This window comes from Citrobacter sp. TBCS-15 (assembly GCF_005280815.1).
GTDB lineage: Bacteria > Pseudomonadota > Gammaproteobacteria > Enterobacterales > Enterobacteriaceae > Citrobacter > Citrobacter werkmanii.
This window is the reverse complement of record NZ_SZWK01000292.1, coordinates 858,821-880,123: the sequence shown is the minus strand read 5'-3', so window position 1 is coordinate 880,123 and position 21,303 is coordinate 858,821. Positions and strand designations below refer to the sequence as shown.

Genomic DNA, 21,303 nt, shown 5'->3' with positions numbered 1-21,303 from the left:
GGATGATGTCGAGGCTCGGTCATGGCGTTTCACAGAAATACTCTCCTCTTAGTTGCTTTGTTACCCGCATCCATCCAACTCGCCTGCGCAGAGATGGCCGTCCCGGCAGGTTTTGAAGATCTGGCGAAAACACAGCGCCTGTGGACAGAAGTCAATCTCTATGGCGAGTCGCTTGGCCTTTTTGAGACGGATATCACGCTTGAAACAGTAAGTTTTGTCGCGCCTGAAACCGTGGTCACGGCCATCAAACGGCAGTTTAATGATGATCCTGCCCTCGTCGCCACCGTGTCTGCAGCCCTGGCCGTTCCACTGGCCCGTAACGGCAATCTGGCATGCAGCAGCAATGGCTCCGCAACGGGGTGCGATTACCTTGATACCCAGCGCGCGGCCATTATCTATGATGAAAATAACGCCCGTATTAATCTTTTTTTCGACAAGAAATTTCTGCCTAAACAAACCACTGAAAGCCAGTGGTATCAGCCCACGCAGGACACCGAGAATGCGTTAATCCATCAGCAGAATATCAATTTTGTTGCCGACAGGGATTACCAGTCAGCCACCGTTCAGGGCAATGGCGCGCTGGCACTCACCCAGGACGGCTACTTTAACCTCGACTGGACCTGGATGGGGCAACGTTCGAAGCACCAGCAGCAACAGGAGATAACCGTCAACAATGCCTGGTTTCGTCAGGATATCTGGCGCCAATACTATGTTCAGTTGGGCGAGATGGACACTCGCGATCTGTTCAGCAATGCCGGCGGGAATATCAATCTCAGCCAACTGCCGCTGGGTAAAATTCGCGGCTTGCGCACAGGCTCAACAAGGGCATGGATCAATCCGGTTCAGCAGTCAAAGGGTACGCCTATCACCGTATTGCTTTCTCATGATGCGCGTATTGACGCCCGTCGGGGTAATCAGCTGCTGGCCAGTTTTTATCTGAATGCCGGGGCGCAAACCCTGGACACCCGTTCGTTCCCGGACGGGAGTTATACCGTGACGTTGTCCGTCTATGAAAATAACCGGCTGACGCGCACCGAGCAGGTACCGTTTACCCGAACCGGCATTACACCTTTCGATCGCGTCGAGTGGTTCCTGCAAGCAGGCGAAACTGACAATAACGATCAAAACGACGAACGCAGCGCGGTCGCGCAGGCGGGCGTCCGCCTGCCCGTCACTCCGACGCTGGCGCTGACCAGCGGCGCAACAATAAAAAAAAACCAGCGTTTTCTGGAAAATGCGCTCGACTGGAGCCGTGGTTTCAACACCGGCCCGATCGATGGCGTGCTAAGTACCCGCTTTAGCTACCTATACGGTAGCGAAGGTCAACGCGGCAACATTCAGCAAATCAGCTATAACGACGGTTTTTCACTGAGCTTCTATCGCAACGCGTTATCAGCAGAAAACTGCAATACCCGAAGCGCAGGGTTTGACGCCGTGAATGGCTGTTACCGAAGCCTGTCGGTAATGTTCTCCGTCCCTGTCGGCACCTGGTACGCGAGTCTGGGGTATTCAGATAACCGCAACGAAGGACGTTATGTTGCTCGTCGGGAACTCCCGGACAGTGATGATCGCCACGATGCAGGCTTGCCATGGGAGTCGGTTTATATGACCCGCTCGCGCACGCGGGCCTGGCAGGGCGGCTTGAGTACGGCTTTCAGCGCTCGCGGCCTGAACATCAACAGCAGCATTAACCTTTTCATGCGAAACGATGACTCCCGCGCAGGTAGGGATAAAGGCGGCTACCTGAGCGTAAGCCTGTCAATGGCGCATAACCGTCAGGGCGATGCTACGAGTTATACCTCTCTGGGCGCGACGTGGCAGCACCAGCAGCGTGAAAAAAACCAACTGAGCTACAACGTGGCGCACAACTGGTATGCCGATGCACGTGGTGAAAATGAGTATGGACTGAGCGCGTCAGGCATTAACAGCGATTCGCTCAATGCCTCTGCCTATACGCGCCAGGGCGGACGCTATGGCAACGGTAGTCTGACCGTCAGCGACGCCTGGGATCGTCAGGATGGGCGTCATACCCTGAGCAGCAGCGGCAATTACAGCTCAACGTTCGCGCTATCTCGCTCTGGCCTGTGGCTGGGTCGCTGGAGCGACGGGCGTCCTGCTTCAGCTATCGCGGTTAACGTTGCCACGCCGGAAGATTCCCAGGAGCCACGCGTCGCTGTGTCGCTGGATAACGGCGGCAGCGCAGATATCCCAGGCAATAGCCGCGCCCTCTTCGCCGTGCCGGGCTATCAGCAGACGACGTTGACGATTAACGAATCGCTGGATGTCTCGCGGGGTGCCGGCAGTGAAATCACACAAGGTTCCGGCAGTAGAACGTTGTTTATGGTGCCAGGCAAACTGCTCCGTCGGCATGTGCAAACCACCGCAAGCTACACATGGCTCGGCCAGTTAACTGACGAACAACATTTGCCGTTTATTGGCGGCGTGCCACTGAACGTAAACGGCTGGAGCGACCTAGGGAACGGCGGGTTTAGCGCCCAAAGCGATGCTTTGCTGCATAACCTCTACCTGGTGCGTCAGCAGCAGTTTTATCAGTGCGCGCTAAACGTGAAAAGTATGCGCGACGTCGTACGTTACGTCGGGTCGATCCCTTGTCGGGAATTAACCTTCTCTGCCCTGCCGGATGCGGTCCAGCAACAGGCCCAACTGATGCTCGCCGGACGTAACGTGCCGACTGGCCCGACTGCCATGAACGCAGGCAACCTCACTAAAGGGAAATGATGTGAACAAAAGCCTTATTATTTTACTTTTCCTGCTCCTGTGGGCTGGCCAGGTGCTGGCGGGCGCCCCTGCGGGAAGAAACTCCAGCGTTGGTATAAGCTACGATCGCATGGCACCGCCTGCACGGTTTGATATCTGGCTTCATGAATCAGGCGGCTATGATGCTGCCGATCCGCAAAAGTGGGGACGCAATACCCTGACCTGCTTATCCCGTACCGATACCACCTATGGCGCCTGTATGACTGCCCCGGTGTGGTTCTCGGGGAATCCGGCGGCGCCTTACGCCATCAATTTACGTTTTACGCATACCCTTACCAACAAAACGGTGGATATTAAGGTGTATGGCGATCACTACCTGTTTATCAATAACAAAGTCTTTACCTTTGCCAGTTTTGTCGCGGGGGGGACAACTACTATTGCAGCCTGGAACAGAGAACCCTACTTCGATTTCTATATTGTGAAAAGCGAACTGGATAAGCTCACCCTACCGGGCATCTGGACCGCCACCCTGAAGCAGAACCTGCGTCAATGGGAGAGCGCCGACTGTGGCGGGAACTTCAATGACGTAAATGTCGGATGTCCGGGCTATCTCACCATCGCCAACTGGCAGGCAAATATTCGCATTGAGGTGGTCGACCCGGGTAATCAGCAGATTTATCTGCCCGCGTTTCCACACTCAACGCCTATCGTAAACCTCAACCTCACCAACTTCCCGGGGCGGCCCGGTGGCAGTGAGATCCAGGGGGAAAACACGCTGGATATGTGCTTGTACGACGGAAAAAACAGTACCAGCACCCGCACTTATCTGCGGTTTGAGGACGACGAACTCAACGCTTCAGGCCGTACCGAAGGCGCGTTTTCAATCCGGCGACGTGGCGGAAGTCAGACCGATGCGCGGGATCGCCTCGACTATCAGGTCTTTGTCACCAATCCCATTACTGGCGCAACCGAAACTGTCGCCAACGGTAAAACCGTGGTCTGGCAAGGCACCAACGATCCACAGTATCTGCGTCAGGTCGTGCTGCCCGGCGGGCGCGAGGGCGTACTGTGCGTACCAGCCCCTATTATCCTGAAAACGCCTGCTTTTGCCGCCAGCAGCAAAAATGCCGGGGATTACACCGGTACGCTACGCATTATCTACACGCCCAGTACGTTATAAAGAGGCCGCCGTGAATTACGTCATTCTTGATAATAATCGTTTTTATGCCGAAGGATTGCGCTATGCCCTTCTGCGCCGTAACGCTCCGACTCAGGTCAAGTGCGGCACGGTAAAGTGGCGTCGTTCGCTGCTGGCCTGCGACACCCTCGTTGTACGTTGCCGCTTTTCCGTCGCGAGGACGCATCTGGCGCTGGTCGACATTCTGCTGCAACTGGAGGCCAGACGCTGGGAGGGAACCGTTTATCTGGTGTGCAATGAAAAAGGCTGGGCACTGGCAACGCATTTGCGAAAGCGTTTTACCACGCTGACCTTGCATATCATTGATGACAGACTTGCCGTCGTGGATGCGCCGTATATGTTTGCTAAAGAGCCGCGTCGGGTACGCAGCCTGAACTGTTGCCTGACAGGCATGGAGTTCAATGTTCTCGACAGGCTGGTTAACGGACAATCGGTAAAACATGTTGCACATATGACGCAGATTAGCGAAAAGCAGGTTTCGACGTATAAATGTAACGCGCTGAAGAAGCTTAATGCCAACAATCTGCTACAGCTTCTTCTGTAGGGCAAGGTTTCTCACGCCGCTCCTTATTTGCTAGACTAGGAGCGGTTTTTACTTTATCGACAGAGCACTATGTTCATTTTTGCAGGCCAGGAAATTGAGACCGATAGCGAAGGCTATCTGAAAGATACCACGCTGTGGAACGAGCCGCTGGCGGAGAAAATCGCCGAAAACGAAGGTATCGACCTCTCCCCCGAACACTGGGAAGTGGTGCGTTTCGTACGCGAGTTTTATCTGGAGTTTAATACATCCCCCGCTATCCGCATGCTGGTAAAAGCGATGGCCAACAAGTTTGGCGAAGAGAAAGGCAACAGCCGTTATCTTTACCGTCTGTTCCCAAAAGGTCCGGCCAAGCAGGCGACTAAAATTGCCGGCCTGCCGAAACCGGTCAAATGTATTTAATAGCGGATACTAAATCCCTTTAGCTCGTCGCCAGGGCGGTGTGGTTCACTGAGAACCCGTTCTACCCTGGCGCTGCTCGGCCCTCCGGCTTTTAACCACTTCATTAGCTGTTCCACCCGCTCGCTTTCACCGCAGGCGACAACCTCTACGCTGCCATCATCCATATTTTTAGCGTATCCGGTCAATCCCAGTCGTTGCGCTTCATGCTGAGTGGTGTAGCGAAATCCTACCCCCTGAACCCGACCATAGACCCAGGCGATTATGCAGACTTGTGACATTGCGGTTCTCCTTATCAACATAAATTAAGGAACAGTTACAAGGCCTCAGCGCACCTGCTTCGGCAGGCATCCGTAATGCTGGCGGAATCTTGCGGTAAATCGTGAGCCTGACAGATAGCCACAGCGTAACGCAATTTCGCCAATCGGCAGCGTGGTCGATTGTAGTTGAGAGAGCGCACAGGACATACGCACCTCTTCGACTATCTGCCGGTAACTCTGCGATTCCATCTGTAATCGTCGGCGTAACGTTGAAGTACCGATGGACAAGTGACCGGCAATATCCTGAGCTGTCCATAGCTTAGCAGGGGATAACATAATAAGTTGTCGCACCTGCTCAGTCAGATTAAATCGCCGCTCGATAAGCAGAGGCCCCGCCACACCATCATGCAGTAGCGCCAGCAATAATCCCATCGCCTGATGCTCCTGCAATTTTGCAGGTAAGTCCTGGCGTACAGCGTCCAGCAGGCTTTCCCACATAAATGCCAGTCCGTTACTCATGGGCGTGCATAGCGACGTCAATTTTGCCGGAGGGAAATCCTTGACCCAGTTATTTTTAAACGTGGTAATGATGCTCGTCGACAGCAACAGCAAATCCGAGCGAAATGCTCCCTGCTCCGGCTGATTAATAATCTCCAGAGGCGTATTCGCCGGGATGATAATCAGCTCACCCGGCCCTGCAACCAGACGATTTTCATCCTGAATAATGACCTTACTTCCCTGCGTAATATGGCAAATAGCAGCAGAAAACAGTTTAACCCGGTGCAGGCGGTGCAGATGGCCGGAACGCACCTCAGCGGTGGTAAGGTTGTTATGGCGAAAATGGACATCCTGCACCAATGTATCCTCTTTATTTTGTTGCGTAAGTGGCGGTTAATTCAGCTTTGGCAATCACGTGCCTGTTCAGCATAAAACCGACCAGCGCACCGCTGGCGTTACTGTCAATTGGCAACGCGTCGGTATTTAACGCCCACACGGTAAACTGATAGCGATGAGGTTTATCGCCCGGTGGTGGACAAGCGCCGCCGAATCCAGCATAACCGAAATCATTGCGTCCCTGAACTGCTCCAGCGGGTAACTTATCCATGCTGGCTCCGCCAGGAAGCGTGTGGACCTGAGCCGGAATATTTACGATGGTCCAGTGCCACCAGCCGCTTCCCGTTGGCGCATCAGGATCAAACAGCGTAATGGCAAAACTTTTGGCATCAGTTGGCGGATTTTGCCAGCTCAGTTGCGGGGAAATATTGTCGCCACTGCAGCCAAACCCTTTAAACACTTGTTTTTGAGTTAATTGCAGGTTAGCGGGTATATCGGCGCTGGTGAGGCGAAATGTCGAGGCGGCAGAGGCATCAAAACTCAACGCGACAATAGCGGCGGTAGCCAGAGAGTAGAGAGCTTTCATTACATTTCCTTTTTCTGATTAAGAAATAGCAATGTAAACGGTGGGTATAAAAGAAACTGTGCCTCTGTGATAACGTTTTGTGCCGAAACGCCCAGCGCCATACGCTGATGATTGACCTCATCATCTGTGCTACTCTACGCGCCATTTTATTTTAATGGTTTCAGGTTGGTACTTTACTCCAGCCCGCGTCACTGTTTGTGAGAGGTTGCTCCGCATGACTGAATCTACAATTCCACATTATCCTCGTTTAGTGTTAGCCAAAGGGCGCGATAAATCATTACTGCGCCGCCATCCGTGGGTATTTTCCGGTGCTGTCGCACGTATGGAAGGCAAAGCCAACCTCGGTGAAACCATCGATATTGTTGACCATCAGGGTAAATGGTTAGCACGCGGCGCGTACTCGCCTGCGTCGCAGATCCGTGCCCGCGTCTGGACATTCGACAAGTCAGAATCCATCGATATTGATTTCTTCACCCGTCGTCTGCAACAGGCGCAAACATGGCGCGACTGGCTGGCGAAAAAAGATGGGCTGGACAGCTATCGTCTGATCGCAGGAGAATCCGATGGTCTGCCGGGCATCACCATTGACCGCTTCGGCAACTTTCTGGTATTGCAACTGCTCAGCGCTGGTGCTGAATATCAACGCGCCGCGCTGATTAGCGCCCTGCAAATTGTGTTCCCGGACTGCGCTATTTATGACCGCAGCGACGTGGCCGTGCGTAAAAAAGAAGGAATGGAGCTGACCCAAGGGCCGGTAACGGGCGAAGTGCCGCCAGCCCTGCTGCCTATCGAAGAGCACGGGATGAAGCTGCTGGTTGATATTCAGCACGGTCACAAAACCGGTTATTACCTCGATCAACGCGACAGCCGTCTGGCCACGCGTCGTTATGTAGAAAATCAACGGGTTCTGAACTGTTTCTCTTATACCGGCGGCTTTGCGGTCTCAGCATTAATGGGCGGATGCCGCCAGGTGGTCAGCGTCGATACTTCTCAGGAAGCGCTCGATATTGCCCGCCAGAACGTGGAACTGAACAAGCTGGATCTGAGCAAAGCTGAATTTGTGCGTGATGACGTATTCAAACTGCTGCGCGCTTACCGCGATCGCGGTGAGAAATTTGATGTCATTGTGATGGATCCACCGAAGTTCGTCGAAAACAAAAGCCAGTTGATGGGGGCCTGCCGCGGCTATAAGGACATCAATATGCTGGCTATTCAATTGCTCAATCCCGGCGGCGTATTGCTGACCTTCTCCTGCTCCGGACTGATGACCACCGATTTATTTCAGAAAATCATCGCTGATGCCGCAATAGATGCTGGTCGTGATGTACAATTTATAGAGCAGTTCCGTCAGGCCGCCGATCACCCGGTGATCGCTACCTACCCGGAAGGGCTGTATCTGAAAGGGTTTGCCTGTCGCATCATGTAACTTGAAAAGTGGAATATTACCCTTACATAGAGGGTATCTATTTCCCGGGAGGTGACTATGATTGCCAGCAAATTCGGTATCGGCCAGCAGGTCCGCCATTCCCTGTTAGGTTACCTCGGAGTGGTCGTGGATATCGACCCGGAATATTCGCTTGATGAACCGTCAGCCGACGAGCTGGCGGTTAACGACGAACTTCGCGCCGCTCCCTGGTATCACGTGGTGATGGAAGACAATAATGGTCTGCCGGTGCATACGTATCTGGCCGAAGCACAGCTGAGTGGCGAGCTACAGGAAGAACATCCGGAGCAACCGTCGATGGATGAACTGGCGCGAACAATCCGTAAACAGCTTCAGGCTCCGCGTCTGCGTAATTGATGCGAACACAAGCCCGATGGCAATTCGCTTATCGGGTTTATGCTGCTAATCCGGCCAGCAACGCGGGCCGGATTATCGACGTGCCTTAAGGCAACAACACAACCTTACTTCGCCAGTCCCAGGCGCGGGATCTCAATCGCTGGGCAGCGATCCATGACCACCGCCAGCCCCGCGTCACGCGCCAGTACTGCTGCCTGCTCGTTAATCACACCAAGCTGCATCCATAAGGTCTTCGCACCGATGGCGATAGCCTCCTGAGCAACGCCCCACGCCGCTTCTGAATTGCGGAAGACATCCACCATATCCACTTTCTCCGGCACATCCGCCAGCGTCGCGTACCCCTGTTGCCCCAACAGCGTTTTCCCGGCAACTTTTGGCGAAACGGGAATAACGTGATAGCCCTGATCGAGTAAATACTTCATTACCCGATAGCTTGGACGATCGGGTTTATCGCTTGCACCAACCAGTGCAATCGTACGGGTAGATGTCAAAATGCCAGCAATATCGGTCTCTTTCATCGTCTTCCTCCAGGCTGTTTAACAAAGTGTACGACAAACCTGGCCTTGCAACCATTCATCCCATACTGGCGCATGAGAGCTAAACTCAAAAATATGTCTATATGTTAGTAAACATGATCATCGAAAAATTTAGATACATCTGATGCAGATATTTTCTGGACAGGAGAGACCTATGAAAGCCGGCATTGTGACAGCCTTGATTGCTCTGTGTTTGCCGGTAACCGTTTTTGCTACCTCTTTACGTCTGTCGAGTGAAATTGACCTTCTGGTGCTGGACGGAAAAAAAGTCTCCAGCTCATTACTGCGTGGTGCCGACAGTATTGAGCTGGAAAATGGTCGGCACCAGCTTGTATTTCGCGTAGAAAAAACCCTTCGCTTGTCCAGCCACGAAGAACGTCTGTATATTTCCCCTCCGTTGGTTATCAGCTTTGATACTCAGCTCGTCAGCCAGGTTAATTTTCATCTTCCTCGTCTCAACAATGAGCGGGATGCCTCACATTTCGATGATGCACCTCGTGTGGAACTGCTGGATGGGGACGCCATGCCTATCCCCGTTAAGCTGGATATTCTGTCAATCACCTCGACGGCGAAAATCGTGGATTATGAAATGGAAACTGAGCGCTATAACAAAGCGGCTAAACATGCGTCATTGCCACAATTCGCCACCATGATGGCCGACGACAGCTCGCTGCTTTCTGGGGTGTCTGAACTGGATCGGGTGCCGCCTCAGTCGCAAACGCTGACCGAGCAACGATTAAAATTTTGGTTTGAGCAGGCCGACGCCCAAACGCGAAGTAACTTTCTGCAGTGGGCCCAGAAACAGCCTTCTTCATGACATTTATGTTCCCATACGCATTTTTTTTGTCTTTCTCTTGCAGCGTCAAGTGCTTCCAGTACTCTGTAACAAGGTTAACTTGGGAGCTGTACTATGGAATTAACGACTCGCACATTGCCAGCGCGTAAGCATATTGCGCTGGTGGCACACGATCACTGTAAAAAGATGTTGATGAGCTGGGTGGAACGCCACCAGCCGTTGCTGGAAAAACACGTTCTGTATGCCACGGGAACAACAGGCAACTTAATTCAACGCGCGACAGGAATGGACGTCAACGCGATGCTGAGCGGTCCAATGGGGGGCGACCAGCAGGTGGGTGCGCTGATTTCAGAAGGGAAAATAGATGTGCTGATCTTCTTCTGGGATCCGCTCAACGCCGTTCCCCACGATCCTGATGTCAAAGCCCTGCTGCGCCTGGCCACAGTCTGGAACATTCCGGTCGCCACCAACGTGTCGACCGCCGATTTTATTATCCAGTCGCCAAACTTCAACGATGCGACGGACATACTAATTCCGGATTACGCCCGTTATCTGGCAGAACGCCTCAAATAATGCCCAGGCAGGCGGCAACTACCGCCTGCATTTCAGGGTTTCCTCGTTACGGGTACATCCAGTCGCTTAAGCTCATCAACAAAACACGATGGTGTTTCTTTATTGAACAGCAACCACACCCGGTGACGTGCGCGCGTTAGTGCCACATACAGCAGCCTTCGCTCTTCGGCATCCGGAAAATCTTCAACCGGCGGGAGTAACGCCTCTTCCATAATCGACTCGCGGGCTGGCGCAGGAAAGCCATCATTACCCTCATGAAGACCGACGACAATAACGTAGTCCGCTTGCTGCCCTTTACTGGCATGGATAGTCATAAAATCCAGCTGTAGCTTAGGCCAGCGGGTAGACGCTTTCTCCAGACTGGTCGGTTTCAGATGATGGTATCGCGCCAGGACCAGAATTCTCTCTTCTGTTTTCACAAAACCCGACAGTTTATCCAACAGCAGATCCAACTGGTTTTCATCAAGCAAGGTGACGGCTTTTTTATCCCCTGTCATCAGGCTGTTGAGCGGTTTCGTAAGCTGATGAGGATTCTGCTGGATAAACTGATTTGCGACCTCGCCAATACGGCTATTGAAACGGTAAGTCGTATCCAGATTACAGCGATCGCCCTCGCCAAAGTTTTGCTGGAACGCGGTGGTCAGAGATAGTTGCGCCCCGCTAAACCGATAAATGGCCTGCCAGTCATCGCCTACGGCAAACAGCGTAGTCTGCGAGTTTTGCTTACGTAGCGCGGCCAACAAGGCGGCACGCTGAGGAGAAATATCCTGAAATTCATCGACCAGAATATGCTTCCAGGGACTAATAAACCGCCCTTTTTCCAGAATAACAATGGCCTGATGGATTAACCCGGAAAAATCGACGGCATTCTCGTCCTTCAGGGCGCTCTTCCAGGCTTTGAGCAGGGGCGCCATGAGCTTTATGCGTTTACTGAACAGGTCGCGGATCTCCTCCGGGGCATTGGCAATCATCTCCGCCTGCGCTCCGCCATGCATACGCATCAGGCTAACCCAGCGATCGAGACGGGAGGCCAAACGCCGCTGTAATTTTTCGTCGTCCCAGAAGTTACCTTCGGGTACAGACCACTGCATCTCTTCTTCTAACCACTGTCGCCAACCTTTTGCCTGCGCTTTTTTCTCGCTGCACTGCTGACGCCAGGTAGTAATGAAGAGTTTGCTGCGCGCAACGGCGTCATTTTCAAGCTTGCTAACTGTCGGGACTTTTTTGCTGCCCTGTGAAATGATATGCAGCGCCAGTGAATGAAACGTCCGCGCGGTGACCTCGTCCGTATGCAGACGTTCACGGATGCGATCGTCCATCTCCTGGGCTGCTTTGCGTCCAAACGCCAGCAACAGAATTTGTTCAGCCGCCGCCTCGCCTCGCGCTAACAACCAACCCGCACGAGCGACAAGAACCGATGTTTTGCCGCTTCCCGCCCCGGCAAGTACCAATAAGGCTTGCTCACCATTCACCACCGCGCGCGCCTGGGCAGGGTTCAGCGGCGAAGATTCAATGTGCTGGAAAAACTCGGCATGCTCTGCCAGCATCACATCGGTATAGGCCTGATTGTGCTGTAAACGACAGGCCTCAATATCCTGCAACCATGCCTGGCATTGGCGTAACGCTTCACGACAATTTTCAAATTCTTCCAGCCGCTTCACCGGTAGCGGCAACGCCGCAAAGGCACGGAGGATCTGCTGTTGCAATCCTGAGGTTTGGCTACGTGTCAGCCATTTATTTTCACTTGTCCGGGCCGCAATCGCATCCAATTGTTGCTGTAACACTCCAGCAGCCACCTCACTCATTTCCTGGCTCCACTGCTGCCAGAGCGTATTTAAATGGTGATGGAAGCGTTGGGTTTCCGCCCATTCTGTGCCGTGAAGCCGTACCACCTTATCATCCGGAAGCACGAACTCCAGCTCTCCCCACACCAGGCCGCGTTTGCAATGAATAGCCAATAACTGGTTGAAGGGAATAAGATACTCGTGACGATCGCCGGAAACTTTAATCCCGGCATTGAGAATAACAGCCCGATCATAAGGGTGTTGCGCCAGACGTTTTCCAAGAGAAGTTGCTTTCAGTTCCATAAGACTCAAGCGGATCCACACGAAGAGGTTTGCATATCAGTGTAACCGCCAGAGAAAACGTGCTCCAGCCCAAAAAAACGTTACAATTGCCGAATTCACAGAAAACCAGAGTTAATCGAGGGTTTATGCGTACTGTTCTGAATATTTTAAATTTTGTGCTAGGTGGGTTCGCCACCACCTTAGCCTGGTTATTGGCTACGCTGGTCAGTATTGTGCTTATTTTTACTTTACCCTTGACCCGGTCATGCTGGGAAATAACCCGACTCTCGCTGTTTCCCTATGGCAACGAAGCGATTCATGTCGATGAACTTAATCCGGCAGGGAAAAACGTGTTTCTTAATACCGGTGGCACATTGCTCAATATTTTCTGGCTGATTTTCTTCGGTTGGTGGCTGTGCCTGATGCACATTGTCTCCGGTATTGCCCAGTGCATTTCGATTATTGGTATTCCGGTGGGCATCGCGAACTTTAAAATCGCTGCTATTGCGCTCTGGCCGGTGGGTCGTCGGGTGGTTTCAGTCGAAGTTGCCCGCGCTGCGCGTGAAGCCAATGCGCGCCGTCGCTTTGAATAATCAGGACTGATGGCCTTTATGTTAAGTCCACTGCTTAAACGCTATACCTGGAACAGCACCTGGCTGTACTACGTGAGAATTTTTATCGCGCTTTGTGGCACCACAGCGCTGCCCTGGTGGCTGGGCGATGTTAAGCTGACCATCCCGCTCACGCTGGGTATGGTCGCTGCCGCGCTGACCGATCTGGACGATCGTCTCGCTGGCCGGCTGCGCAATTTGATCATCACGCTGATCTGCTTTTTTATTGCCTCGGCCTCTGTCGAACTGCTCTTCCCATGGCCATGGCTGTTTGCCATTGGATTAACGCTTTCCACCAGCGGCTTCATTCTGCTGGGGGGGTTAGGCCAGCGCTATGCAACCATCGCTTTTGGTGCGTTGTTGATTGCCATTTATACCATGCTGGGAACGTCGCTTTACGATCAGTGGTATCAGCAGCCGATCCTGTTGCTCGCTGGTGCTATCTGGTACAACCTTCTGACGCTGACCGGGCATCTCCTGTTCCCCATCCGCCCACTACAGGACAACCTTGCGCGTAGCTACGAACAGTTAGCGCACTACCTGGAACTGAAATCACGCCTTTTTGATCCCGACATTGAAGATGAAAGCCAGGCACCGTTATATGATTTGGCCCTCGCTAATGGGCAATTGATGGCGACGCTAAACCAGACCAAAGTATCGTTACTGACTCGCCTGCGCGGTGACCGCGGACAGCGCGGAACGCGTCGAACGCTACATTACTATTTTGTAGCGCAGGATATTCACGAACGCGCCAGCTCCTCACATATTCAGTATCAAACGCTACGCGACCATTTCCGTCACAGCGACGTAATGTTTCGCTTCCAGCGCTTGATGTCGATGCAGGGGCAAGCCTGCACCCAGTTGTCCCGCTGTATTTTATTACGCACGCCTTACCAGCACGATCCGCACTTTGAGCGCGTCTTCACGCATATAGATGCCGCCCTGGAGCGTATGCGTGCGAGCGGTGCGCCTGCAGACCTGCTCAACACGCTGGGATTTTTGCTCTCAAACCTGCGAGCTATCGACGCCCAACTGGCCACCATCGAGTCAGAACAGGCTCAGGTACTCTCGCGTAATGAGTCTGAAAATCAGCTTGCCGATGACAGTCCGCATGGGTTCAGCGATATCTGGTTACGTCTGAGCCGTAATTTTACGCCTGAGTCAGCCCTGTTTCGCCATGCAGTGCGCATGTCGCTGGTGCTTTGTGTCGGCTATGCCATCATCCAGATTACCGGGATGAACCACGGATACTGGATCCTGCTGACCAGTCTGTTTGTCTGTCAGCCAAACTACAACGCCACCCGACATCGCCTGGCGCTAAGGATTATCGGCACATTGGTAGGGATCGCCATTGGTTTGCCTATTCTGTGGTTTGTTCCCTCTCTGGAAGGTCAGTTGATACTTTTGGTGATCACTGGCGTACTGTTTTTTGCCTTTCGCAACGTCCAGTATGCACACGCCACGATGTTTATCACGCTGCTGGTATTGCTGTGCTTTAATCTGCTCGGTGAAGGTTTCGAAGTGGCGCTGCCGCGCGTCATCGATACGCTGATTGGGTGTGCCATCGCTTGGGCAGCCGTCAGTTTTATCTGGCCAGACTGGCGTTTTCGTAACCTGCCGCGTGTCATTGAGCGGGCCACTGACGCAAACTGTCGTTACCTCGATGCTATTCTTGAACAATATCATCAGGGTCGTGATAATCGTATGGCATACCGTATCGCCCGTCGTGACGCGCACAATCGTGATGCAGAGCTTGCCTCCGTGGTGTCGAACATGTCGAGTGAACCGGATGTCACGGCCCAAACGCGAGAAACAGCATTTCGCTTGCTGTGCCTCAATCATACGTTTACCAGTTACATTTCCGCCCTTGGCGCACACCGCGAACAGTTAACCAACCCGGAAGTTCTGGCATTACTGGATGATGCCGTCTGCTACGTTGATGACGCGCTTCACTATCAACCCGCAGACGAACAGCGCGTCTACCAGGCGCTGGAGGGGCTAAAGCATCGAATTCAGCATCTTGAGCCACGTCCGGATAGTAAAGAACCGCTTGTTATACAGCAAGTTGGGCTATTGATCGCCCTGCTCCCGGAAATCCGGCGATTACAACAGCAAATTGCCGTGCTGCCTTCTAATACCCCGGCTTCGGCGTCAGGGAACTGACCCACTCCACCAGCTCCTGGCGACGGACCGCCGGGAGCGCTGCTTCATGCACGCCACCGACCGCGCCTTCAAGGGCATAAAGTATTTTTACCGTCAGGGCTGGATTATTTTGCCGCAGTTTCAGCCAGCACATTTGGGCGCCCAACGTTCGCAATGTTCCCTCATCTTTAATTCCCGCTTCATTTAAAAGGGTCTCCAGATGAAACGTCATATTTGGTAGTTCCCGCAGACGATGTTGAGCAAAGCGACTCTGTTTTTCCTTAACAGCAGCATCCAATGAGTACCGCGATAACGACACTAACTGCTGCTGGTTTTGCCACAGCGCATCATTCACCTGATAGTAGTTGAGTACCACCGGACGCCCGCGCTTTATAAATGTCAGCCAGACAGGCGGATTTTTTACACAGTACTGTACGCTCTGCTCGCAGGCCCGAAGATATAACTCACCGCTGGCGACCATCGCAAAGACCGTATCCCCAACCGTCAAACTGTAGCTGCCAAACAGTGAGCGATAATGAATGGTTCCCAGAGATGCCAGATATTCTTGTGATTTATAGATCTTTGCATAAGAAAGTTCTTTCATAAAAATCCTTTTAAATCATAACGTAAGCAAATGATTTTCAGTAGCAGATCCGTTAATGACGAAAATAGGCAACTTATTCGCATGGGGCAAGATGAATTTTATTTTTCCCGTAACTACGACTAAAAATTGCGAACCTGTTTCCGAAAATAAGGTTGATCTTTGTTGATAGCAGGGTTACTGTATATCCATACAGTAACTCACAGGGCTGGATTGATTATGTACACTTCAGGCTATGCAAATCGTTCTTCGTCGTTCTCTTCCGCATCAAGCAACATTGCGCGCGTTTCATCAGAGAACGCAACCGCTGGGCTTATCAGTGAAGTAGTCTATCGCGAGGACCAGCCCATGATGACGCAACTACTGCTGCTTCCCCTCCTGCAACAGTTAGGGCAGCAATCACGCTGGCAGCTGTGGCTGACGCCTCAGCAAAAATTAAGTCGGGAGTGGGTGCAGTCAGCCGGACTTCCATTGACAAAAGTAATGCAGATTAGCCAACTCTCCCCCTGTAATACGCTGGAATCGATGATCCGTGCGCTGCGCACAGGTAATTACAGCGTCGTTATCGGCTGGCTGGCAGAAGAATTGACGGAAGATGAACATGCCGAGCTGGTAAAAGCGGCTGATGTAGGAAATGCTATGGGATTTATCATGCGTCCTGTTCGCGCACAGTCACTTGCGGGGAGACAGCATTCCGGGCTAAAAATTCACTCGAATTTGTATCATTGAGTAAAATTAGGATTTATCCTGGAATTTTTTTTCATGCTTCAATTTGCCTTTGAGCTTTAACGCGTTTTTCGTCCGAACGCCTGTCTCAAGCGGTTTTCAGGAAATCCTCAGTGCATTTAGTCATCAATAAATGTTAAATATTATGTATACAAGCCTTTTTTTTTCATATGCCTGACGGACTTCACACTTGTAAGTTTTCAACTACGTTGTAGACTTTACATCGCCAGGGGTGCTCGGCGTAAGCCGCAGATATCGGTAGAGTAACTATTGAACTGGTCCCCGGGTGAAGGATTTAACCGTGTTATCTCTCTTCGGAGATATTCATGGCGAATTTTGGATGATAACGAGGCGCAAAAAATGAAAAAGACAGCTATCGCAATTGCAGTGGCACTGGCTGGTTTCGCTACCGTGGCGCAGGCCGCTCCGAAAGATAACACCTGGTACGCTGGTGCTAAACTGGGCTGGTCTCAGTACCATGATGTTGGCAACAACCAGATCAACAACGCCGGTCCTACCCACGAAAGCCAACTGGGTGCTGGTGCGTTCGGTGGTTATCAGGTTAACCCGTACGTAGGTTTTGAAATGGGTTACGACTGGTTAGGCCGTATGCCGTACAAAGGCTACACCGACCAGACTCATCAAAACGGCGCTTTCAAAGCTCAGGGCGTTCAGCTGACCGCTAAACTGGGTTACCCAATCACTGACGATCTGGACGTTTATACCCGTCTGGGTGGTATGGTTTGGCGTGCAGACGCTAAAAACAACGAAGGCTTCAAAGACCACGACACTGGTGTATCCCCAGTATTCGCTGGTGGCGTAGAGTATGCAATTACTCCTGAAATCGCTACCCGTCTGGAATACCAGTGGACCAACAACATCGGTGACGCGAACACCGTTGGCGGTCGTCCGGATAACGGTCTGTTAAGCGTTGGTGTTTCTTACCGTTTCGGCCAGCAGGAAGAAGCAGCTCCAGTAGTTGTTGCTCCGGCTCCGGCTCCAGAAGTACAGACCAAGCACTTCACTCTGAAGTCTGACGTTCTGTTCAACTTCAACAAAGCAACTCTGAAACCAGAAGGCCAGCAGGCTCTGGACCAGATGTACAGCCAGCTGAGCAACCTGGATCCGAAAGACGGTTCCGTAGTGGTTCTGGGCTTCACTGACCGCATCGGTTCTGACGCTTACAACCAGGGTCTGTCTGAGAAACGTGCTCAGTCCGTTGTTGATTACCTGATCTCTAAAGGTATTCCTTCTGACAAAATCTCTGCACGTGGCATGGGCGAATCTAACCCGGTTACTGGCAACACCTGTGACAACGTGAAAGCTCGCGCTGCACTGATCGACTGCCTGGCTCCGGATCGTCGTGTTGAGATCGAAGTTAAAGGTATCAAAGACGTTGTAACTCAGCCTCAGGCTTAAGTTATCGTCTTATAAAAAAACCCCGCATCGCGGGGTTTTTTTTCATCTGTGTTTTAATCAAAGCACACTACTACGTCACCCATTAAACCACCCTGCCACTACTCTTTTCCGAGTAGTGCCTGTAAATCCTGTTTTAAGGTCGACATTTTATTCGCGTACTTCTCTTTATGCTCCGCATCTTCAATCAGTTGCACAATGGTTTCAGAAAGCGTTTTACCCCGCCGCTGCGCAAGGCCAGCTAAGCGTTGCCAAACCATAAACTCCAGATCGATAGATTTCTTTCGCGTATGCTGATGCTCAGCATTAAAGTGCCGCTTGCGCCTCGCCCGTATGGTCTGTTTCATACGATTGAGTAGCGCAGGGTTCATGTGTTCTTCAATCCAGGTATTGACCCGAACCGGTTCATTTTCGAGGGTTAGCAATAAATCAACGGCTTCTTTGGCAGCGCTGGCCTCCACGTAACGGGTTATTAATTCCCCCTCACGATGCTTCTTCACCAGATACTTCCACTTCCAGCCGCTTTCAAGATTTTCAAGTTGTTGATATTTCATTGCGATCTCAATGTTACCGTGTAACTCTTATCAGAATATCAGCTTTTTGAGCAACTGAAGAAAAGAATATCCAGCCTGTGAACTGCCGCGCGTCATCACAACCGTTTCGCAGTGCTTTCCAGGTGTGTAGTGATGAGGGTTACGGTATAATCTCGTTTTTAACAACAGACTAAAAAACATCAACTTTGACCATTACGAAACTTGCATGGCGTGATCTGGTTCCTGATACCGACAGTTATCAGGAAGTATTTGCACAGCCGCACGTCACTGACGACACCGATACCTTACTTAGTGATACTCAGCCACGTTTACAATTCGCGCTAGAGCAGCTTCTGCAGCACTGGACGACGTCCTCGTTCATGCTGGTAAAAGCGCCAGAAGAGCTTGAATACCTTAACCTTATTGCGACAGCCGCACGTACACTACACACGGATGCAGGGCGCCTGACTGGAGGTCATTATGATATCTCTGGTCACACTATCCGGTATCGTACAGCAGAAAAAGCAGAAGACAATTTTGCGACGTTAACTCAGGTGGTCAACGCTGACTGGGTTGAAGCCGAACAACTGTTTGGCTGTCTGCGTCAGTTCAATGGCGACATTACGCTGCAGCCAGGTCTGGTACATCAGGCGAATGGCGGGGTGTTGGTTATCTCATTACGCACGCTGCTGGCCCAGCCACTGCTGTGGATGCGCCTGAAAGCCATCGTCAGCCACGAGCGTTTTGACTGGATAGCTTTTGATGAGTCTCGCCCATTACCCGTTTCCGTTCCGCCTATGCCGCTTAAACTGAAAGTGATTTTAGTCGGTGAACGCGAATCACTGGCGGATTTTCAGGACATGGAGCCAGAACTGGCTGAGCAGGCCATTTACAGCGAATTTGAAGACAACCTGCAGATAGTCGATGCCGAAACCATGACACAGTGGTGCCAGTGGGTAACGCATACCGCCACGCGCAACAATTTGCCCTACCCCGCGCCTGATGCCTGGCAGGTTCTGATCCGCGAAGCGGTGCGCTATACCGGCGAACAGGATACGTTGACGCTTAACCCCTTGTGGATCATCCGACAGTTCAAAGAAGTGGCCCCGCTATGCGAGAGCGAAACCTGCACAGCGGAACAGTTCAGCCTGATGCTGGCGCAGCGCGAATGGCGGGAAGGATTCCTGGCCGAACGTATGCAGGATGAGATCCTGCAAGAGCAAATCCTTATTGAAACGGAAGGCGAGCGAATTGGTCAGATCAACGCCCTGTCGGTCATTGAGTTTCCGGGTCACCCTCGCGCGTTTGGGGAACCATCACGCATCAGCTGCGTGGTGCATATTGGCGATGGCGAATTCACGGATATTGAGCGCAAAGCCGAGCTGGGAGGAAATATTCATGCCAAAGGCATGATGATTATGCAGGCGTTCCTGATGTCTGAACTCCAGTTGGAACAGCAAATTCCTTTCTCAGCCTCGCTGACCTTTGAGCAATCATACAGCGAAGTAGACGGTGACAGCGCGTCGATGGCGGAATTGTGTGCATTGATTAGCGCCCTCGCCGACGTCCCTGTGAATCAAAGCATCGCCATTACTGGTTCCGTCGATCAATTTGGTCGGGCGCAACCTGTCGGCGGTCTGAACGAGAAAATTGAAGGTTTCTTCGCCATCTGTCAGCAGCGTGAGCTGACAGGCACACAGGGCGTTATCATTCCATCAGCTAACGTCAGGCATCTGAGCCTGCAACCAGCGCTGCTACAGGCGATAGAAGAAGAAAAATTCACTATATGGGCGGTGGACGACGTGACCGATGCGTTGCCGCTGTTATTAAATCTGGTGTGGGATGGCGAAGGCCAGACAACGCTGATGCAAACCATCCAGGAGCGCATTGCGACAGCAACGCAGCAGGAAGGCCGTCATCGTTTTCCATGGCCGCTACGTTGGTTGAACTGGATTATTCCGAACTGATCGGACTTGTTCAGCGTACACGTGTTAGCTATCCTGCGTGCTTCAATAAAATAAGGCTTACAGAGAACATGGTAGATAAACGCGAATCCTATACAAAAGAAGACCTTCTTGCCTCTGGTCGCGGTGAGCTGTTTGGCGCAAAAGGCCCACAACTGCCTGCACCAAGCATGCTGATGATGGACCGTGTCATTAAGATGACCGAAACCGGTGGCAACTTTGACAAAGGTTATGTTGAAGCTGAACTGGATATCAACCCGGACCTGTGGTTCTTCGGATGCCACTTCATCGGCGATCCGGTAATGCCAGGCTGCCTGGGTCTGGATGCCATGTGGCAGTTAGTTGGATTCTATCTCGGCTGGCTGGGCGGCGAAGGTAAAGGCCGCGCGCTGGGTGTAGGCGAAGTGAAATTCACCGGTCAGGTTCTGCCGACCGCGAAGAAAGTCACTTACCGCATTCACTTCAAACGCATCGTTAACCGTCGCCTGATCATGGGCCTGGCTGATGGTGAAGTGCTGGTTGATGGTCGTCTGATCTACACCGCAAACGATCTGAAAGTAGGCCTCTTCCAGGATACTTCCGCGTTCTAATCGCAGAGATCAGGCATTGCGTCGTTGTCGGATGACAGCATAAACGCCTTATCCGGTCTGCAAAAAGGCGAAACCTCCGCTCTGCGGAGGTTTCTTTTATCTAAAGAGACAGAATCAGGCCATTAAAACCCTATCCCCCATGGCTTCTCGCCAGCCTCCCAGCCAGTATGATCTCTGATTCAGCGTCTGATAGGGACACATTTCTTTTGAGCGTCCGGCAATGCCGGCCTGATATCCACGTTGATGTGCCCGTTCCAGGCGATCTCGTTTTTGTCTCTTCATGCCTCGTTTCCCTCATCTTTAGTTCTGGTGGAAAAGAAAACAGTGATTACTAAGTGTGCAATCACACTAAACGAATACCCCTAAACATCAGGCTCGTCAATGCGCAAAATTCACGCCAGTGTCATATTTG

Annotated in this window: 22 protein-coding genes; 14 read left to right on the top strand and 8 right to left on the bottom strand. The window is 52.0% G+C overall.

Going from position 1 to position 21,303, the window contains the following annotated elements:
- Positions 1–21 precede the first annotated feature (21 nt).
- The 4 genes from FDW96_RS21845 to tusE all read left to right on the top strand — a co-directional run bounded on the left by FDW96_RS21845 (position 22) and on the right by tusE (position 4,859).
- A complete protein-coding gene (locus FDW96_RS21845) occupies positions 22–2,739 on the top strand; it encodes a TcfC E-set like domain-containing protein (protein ID WP_137366302.1) in 2,718 nt (905 codons plus the stop codon).
- 1 nt (position 2,740) lies between these two features.
- On the top strand, positions 2,741–3,898 hold the full coding sequence (locus FDW96_RS21840; RefSeq protein WP_061381840.1) for a CfaE/CblD family pilus tip adhesin: 1,158 nt from the start codon (positions 2,741–2,743) through the stop codon (positions 3,896–3,898).
- 10 nt (positions 3,899–3,908) lie between these two features.
- Positions 3,909–4,460 carry a LuxR C-terminal-related transcriptional regulator gene (locus tag FDW96_RS21835; protein ID WP_061381841.1) on the top strand — a complete coding sequence of 184 codons (552 nt, stop codon included), beginning with the start codon at positions 3,909–3,911 and terminating at the stop codon, positions 4,458–4,460.
- Positions 4,461–4,529: 69 nt separating this feature from the next.
- Positions 4,530–4,859: a sulfurtransferase TusE gene (gene tusE / locus FDW96_RS21830; protein WP_042314164.1), complete on the top strand. Its 330-nt coding sequence runs from the start codon at positions 4,530–4,532 to the stop codon at positions 4,857–4,859.
- Here tusE and yccX read toward each other — a convergent pair.
- The 3 genes from yccX to FDW96_RS21815 are packed head-to-tail and all read right to left on the bottom strand — an operon-like array spanning position 4,856 to position 6,536.
- The gene (gene yccX, locus FDW96_RS21825) at positions 4,856–5,137 is read right to left on the bottom strand and encodes an acylphosphatase (RefSeq protein ID WP_042314167.1); all 282 of its coding nucleotides are present in this window, start codon (positions 5,135–5,137) and stop codon (positions 4,856–4,858) included. The two genes, tusE and yccX, sit on opposite strands and share 4 nt — an antisense overlap.
- A gap of 45 nt (positions 5,138–5,182) precedes the next feature.
- The gene (locus FDW96_RS21820) at positions 5,183–5,971 is read right to left on the bottom strand and encodes an AraC family transcriptional regulator (RefSeq protein WP_137366301.1); all 789 of its coding nucleotides are present in this window, start codon (positions 5,969–5,971) and stop codon (positions 5,183–5,185) included.
- Between the two features lie 13 nt (positions 5,972–5,984).
- Complete coding sequence (locus FDW96_RS21815) at positions 5,985–6,536, bottom strand: YbhB/YbcL family Raf kinase inhibitor-like protein (protein ID WP_042314171.1); 552 nt, start codon at positions 6,534–6,536, stop codon at positions 5,985–5,987.
- A gap of 214 nt (positions 6,537–6,750) precedes the next feature.
- Here FDW96_RS21815 and rlmI point away from each other — a divergent pair, with 214 nt between their 5' ends.
- Positions 6,751–7,962, top strand: a complete 1,212-nt coding sequence (rlmI, locus tag FDW96_RS21810) for a 23S rRNA (cytosine(1962)-C(5))-methyltransferase RlmI (protein WP_042314173.1) — start codon at positions 6,751–6,753, stop codon at positions 7,960–7,962.
- Between the two features lie 57 nt (positions 7,963–8,019).
- Positions 8,020–8,337, top strand: coding sequence for a heat shock protein HspQ (gene hspQ, locus FDW96_RS21805; protein ID WP_137366300.1), 318 nt, complete (start codon positions 8,020–8,022; stop codon positions 8,335–8,337).
- 104 nt (positions 8,338–8,441) lie between these two features.
- Here the strand turns inward: hspQ and FDW96_RS21800 are convergent, their stop codons facing one another.
- Positions 8,442–8,855: a CoA-binding protein gene (locus FDW96_RS21800; RefSeq protein WP_006685217.1), complete on the bottom strand. Its 414-nt coding sequence runs from the start codon at positions 8,853–8,855 to the stop codon at positions 8,442–8,444.
- A gap of 172 nt (positions 8,856–9,027) precedes the next feature.
- Between FDW96_RS21800 and FDW96_RS21795 the strand changes: the two genes are divergently transcribed.
- Together FDW96_RS21795 and mgsA are read left to right on the top strand one after the other, a co-directional pair.
- Positions 9,028–9,690 (top strand): DUF2057 family protein, encoded by a 663-nt coding sequence (locus FDW96_RS21795; protein ID WP_042314175.1) that lies wholly within the window; start codon positions 9,028–9,030, stop codon positions 9,688–9,690.
- 93 nt (positions 9,691–9,783) lie between these two features.
- Positions 9,784–10,242 (top strand): methylglyoxal synthase, encoded by a 459-nt coding sequence (gene mgsA / locus FDW96_RS21790; protein WP_016152487.1) that lies wholly within the window; start codon positions 9,784–9,786, stop codon positions 10,240–10,242.
- A gap of 32 nt (positions 10,243–10,274) precedes the next feature.
- Here the strand turns inward: mgsA and helD are convergent, their stop codons facing one another.
- Positions 10,275–12,329, bottom strand: coding sequence for a DNA helicase IV (gene helD, locus FDW96_RS21785; RefSeq protein ID WP_137366299.1), 2,055 nt, complete (start codon positions 12,327–12,329; stop codon positions 10,275–10,277).
- A 125-nt stretch (positions 12,330–12,454) separates the two neighbouring features.
- Between helD and FDW96_RS21780 the strand changes: the two genes are divergently transcribed.
- A complete protein-coding gene (locus tag FDW96_RS21780) occupies positions 12,455–12,901 on the top strand; it encodes a YccF domain-containing protein (protein WP_137366298.1) in 447 nt (148 codons plus the stop codon).
- 18 nt (positions 12,902–12,919) lie between these two features.
- The gene (gene yccS, locus FDW96_RS21775) at positions 12,920–15,082 is read left to right on the top strand and encodes a YccS family putative transporter (RefSeq protein ID WP_042314206.1); all 2,163 of its coding nucleotides are present in this window, start codon (positions 12,920–12,922) and stop codon (positions 15,080–15,082) included.
- On the opposite strand, the gene FDW96_RS21770 is transcribed toward yccS, so the two are convergent.
- On the bottom strand, positions 15,051–15,665 hold the full coding sequence (locus FDW96_RS21770) for a TfoX/Sxy family DNA transformation protein (RefSeq protein WP_079224781.1): 615 nt from the start codon (positions 15,663–15,665) through the stop codon (positions 15,051–15,053). The genes yccS and FDW96_RS21770 overlap by 32 nt on opposite strands.
- Before the next feature lie 216 nt (positions 15,666–15,881).
- Here FDW96_RS21770 and sulA point away from each other — a divergent pair, with 216 nt between their 5' ends.
- Positions 15,882–16,391 carry an SOS-induced cell division inhibitor SulA gene (gene sulA, locus FDW96_RS21765; RefSeq protein ID WP_042314183.1) on the top strand — a complete coding sequence of 170 codons (510 nt, stop codon included), beginning with the start codon at positions 15,882–15,884 and terminating at the stop codon, positions 16,389–16,391.
- A gap of 357 nt (positions 16,392–16,748) precedes the next feature.
- A complete protein-coding gene (gene ompA / locus FDW96_RS21760) occupies positions 16,749–17,807 on the top strand; it encodes a porin OmpA (protein ID WP_042314186.1) in 1,059 nt (352 codons plus the stop codon).
- Between the two features lie 98 nt (positions 17,808–17,905).
- Here ompA and matP read toward each other — a convergent pair whose 3' ends face one another.
- Positions 17,906–18,358: a macrodomain Ter protein MatP gene (gene matP / locus FDW96_RS21755; protein ID WP_042314187.1), complete on the bottom strand. Its 453-nt coding sequence runs from the start codon at positions 18,356–18,358 to the stop codon at positions 17,906–17,908.
- A gap of 185 nt (positions 18,359–18,543) precedes the next feature.
- On the opposite strand from matP, the gene FDW96_RS21750 reads away from it, so the two are divergent.
- Positions 18,544–20,304 carry a Lon protease family protein gene (locus tag FDW96_RS21750; protein WP_137366297.1) on the top strand — a complete coding sequence of 587 codons (1,761 nt, stop codon included), beginning with the start codon at positions 18,544–18,546 and terminating at the stop codon, positions 20,302–20,304.
- Between the two features lie 68 nt (positions 20,305–20,372).
- Positions 20,373–20,891: a bifunctional 3-hydroxydecanoyl-ACP dehydratase/trans-2-decenoyl-ACP isomerase gene (gene fabA / locus FDW96_RS21745; protein WP_003035875.1), complete on the top strand. Its 519-nt coding sequence runs from the start codon at positions 20,373–20,375 to the stop codon at positions 20,889–20,891.
- Between the two features lie 114 nt (positions 20,892–21,005).
- Here the strand turns inward: fabA and rmf are convergent, their stop codons facing one another.
- Positions 21,006–21,173, bottom strand: a complete 168-nt coding sequence (gene rmf / locus FDW96_RS21740; protein ID WP_003035871.1) for a ribosome modulation factor — start codon at positions 21,171–21,173, stop codon at positions 21,006–21,008.
- Positions 21,174–21,303: the final 130 nt, after the last annotated feature.